Annotated in this window: 3 protein-coding genes; all 3 read right to left on the bottom strand. The window is 50.0% G+C overall.

Translation table 11 applies throughout. The features are described from left to right. On the bottom strand, nt 1-1,124 hold a 1,124-nt coding region (locus tag JX312_RS12590), incomplete at its 3' end, for a transposase (RefSeq protein ID WP_204458240.1). Nucleotides 1,125-1,202: 78 nt separating this feature from the next. Further along, nucleotides 1,203-1,559, bottom strand: coding sequence for an IS66 family insertion sequence element accessory protein TnpB (gene tnpB / locus JX312_RS12585; RefSeq protein WP_204458239.1), 357 nt, complete (start codon nt 1,557-1,559; stop codon nt 1,203-1,205). Further along, nucleotides 1,546-2,112: a hypothetical protein gene (locus tag JX312_RS12580; protein WP_124096774.1), complete on the bottom strand. Its 567-nt coding sequence runs from the start codon at nt 2,110-2,112 to the stop codon at nt 1,546-1,548. The genes tnpB and JX312_RS12580 overlap by 14 nt, the downstream gene beginning before the upstream one ends. Nucleotides 2,113-2,182 lie beyond the last annotated feature (70 nt).

Genomic DNA, 2,182 nt, shown 5'->3' with positions numbered 1-2,182 from the left:
AAGTGGTAAAGGAGTCCGAAGAGCTTTGCTATTTCCTGCGCCTGCGGATTGTCTTTCAGGTCGAGGAACTTCCGCTTGATGTGCTGCAGGCATGGCAACCTCTTTATCCCGCTCATCCCGCCGATTCCGATATGCCGGTATCCCGAGTAATAGTCGCACTGGAAGGCTCCGCTGAAGCCTCTGATGTGCTGCTCGAAGACTTCGGCCGATCGGGAACCGTCGTCATAGAAGAAGTACACAAGCCCGGTTGTCATTCCGACGAACACCCAGATGTAGCCCTTTTTGATCTTCCTGCCCGAAGGTGTCGCCACCTGCAGCCGCACTTTCTGATAGGTCTCGTCGCCGCAGATATAATTGTCCGCGACTATTGCCTGACCCAGCGCCTTGTATAGATTTTCCAGATGTATCTTTACCTTGCTGACCAGTTTTTGTGCAGTGCCTTTGTCAAGGTCGAAGCCGTGGGCGCGGAAGTATTCGACTGCGTTTTCAAGAGGCATGCAGTGGAGATAGCGTAACTCGGTGAGTCCGGCAATGAAGGAAGAAGTGTACTGCGAGTTGAGCAGCGGCGCGGCGGGGGCGGAGCCTTTGTATATCTTCTCGTCCTGAACATATTTTCTGACCTTGTAGATTATTTTCTTGAAGCGCATTGGCTCCATGACGTAGCGCACCACATCGCACTCGCCTATGAACGTTGCCGCCTCTGGATTGAAGTCGGGGCTGTCCGGCTCCACTACAACGGTCTCTACCTCGCATTCCGGATGAGTCTTTCTTTGGGCACCGTTGTTGGTGCGTTTCTTCTCTGGCTTCTGCTGCCGGGTTCCGGATGTGGCAGGAGTCGACACCGGCTTCGCCTGACGCTCCGACGGCGAGCCTTGCAGACGCTGCACGGCCTGACGAGCAGCTTTTTCTTTGCTTAGTTCCGCGCCTTTCCCTTTTACAGCATCCTCCAACGATGCTATCTGTTTGCGCAGCTCATCTACTGTTGCCACCAGTCTGTCGTTGGTTGACTGGAGTTTTTCATTGGATAAAGTAAGAGAGTTGACAGAGGACAACGCCTCGTCGAGTTGTCCTTGAAGATACTCGATCTGACGTTGCAAAAACTCTATCAACTCATTCTTTTTCATGGTGTAAAGTTACGAAGATTATCTGACATACACAACTTTATGCACCACTTATTTACCTGATTGCTAAAATATTACATTCTATTTTACAGCCATTCTGAAGCGATTCTCCACCATCATCTTCACAGGTGTGAGGCCCCTCATCAGCATATAAAAATCATCCCACTGGAGCCTACGCACGCCGTCATCGCCCTTTTTCAGCACCTCCCGGAAACGACCTTGCGACAGTCTTTTTGTGTACATCAAAAATCCGTCACCATCCCATTTCAGAGCCTTCATAGACTTGCGGTCTTTGGAGAAAAACACATACACATCGCCCGATGCCGGAGAGTGTCCCTTCCACGACCACACCATCTGAGTCAGGCCGCGTATGCCGTAACGCATCGACACCGACCGCTGGCATACCCATAGCCGTAATCCCTGCTCAAGACCCCACATGACCGACCTCCTTTTCCATCTTTCTGACGAACTTTGCAATGACAGCAACATCAGTATCAGCCGGAAAGCTGACCGCCACATGACCGTCGACCTTTACTGTTATCACATTGCCCGTGTCTGCCGGGAGAAAACCCGCCTCCTCGAAGATCACATCCTCAAAGGGTATCTCCTGACATCGCGAACGGGAGCCGCCGGTAAGCATTACATATCCCGGCAAACCTACCACCTTAAGTTTATTCCGCTTAAGATAGCCGTGCATCTGCTCCCATGTAATGCCATGACTTCTATAAAAATCAGCAAACGTGCCCGGTTGTCTGCCATCTGCACATTTCTGTTTAAAATCCTCATAGATAACCGAACAGATATGACTGATGCTTCGGTATCCGGGCAAAGTCTTTATATTCTGAAACTCATTCTTGAGAGTTTGCCGCATCTGACACTGATCTACACTATTGGCTTTGCAATAGGCACTAAACGAAGACGGCTGCCGCCCTGTGGAGCATAGCTCCTTAAACGATAGAAAAACCTGCCTGTAACGTTCTACTTTATCCATAATTCAAATTTTATGGCAAAGTTAGGAACTTTACAGACAAGCTTAAATACGCTATCGCGGACGGTTGTAC

The organism is Barnesiella sp. CU968 (assembly GCF_905219685.1).
Taxonomy (GTDB): domain Bacteria; phylum Bacteroidota; class Bacteroidia; order Bacteroidales; family Muribaculaceae; genus Lepagella; species Lepagella muris_A.
The sequence above is the reverse complement of the archived record's forward strand: the minus strand, read 5'-3'. Positions and strand labels throughout refer to the sequence as shown.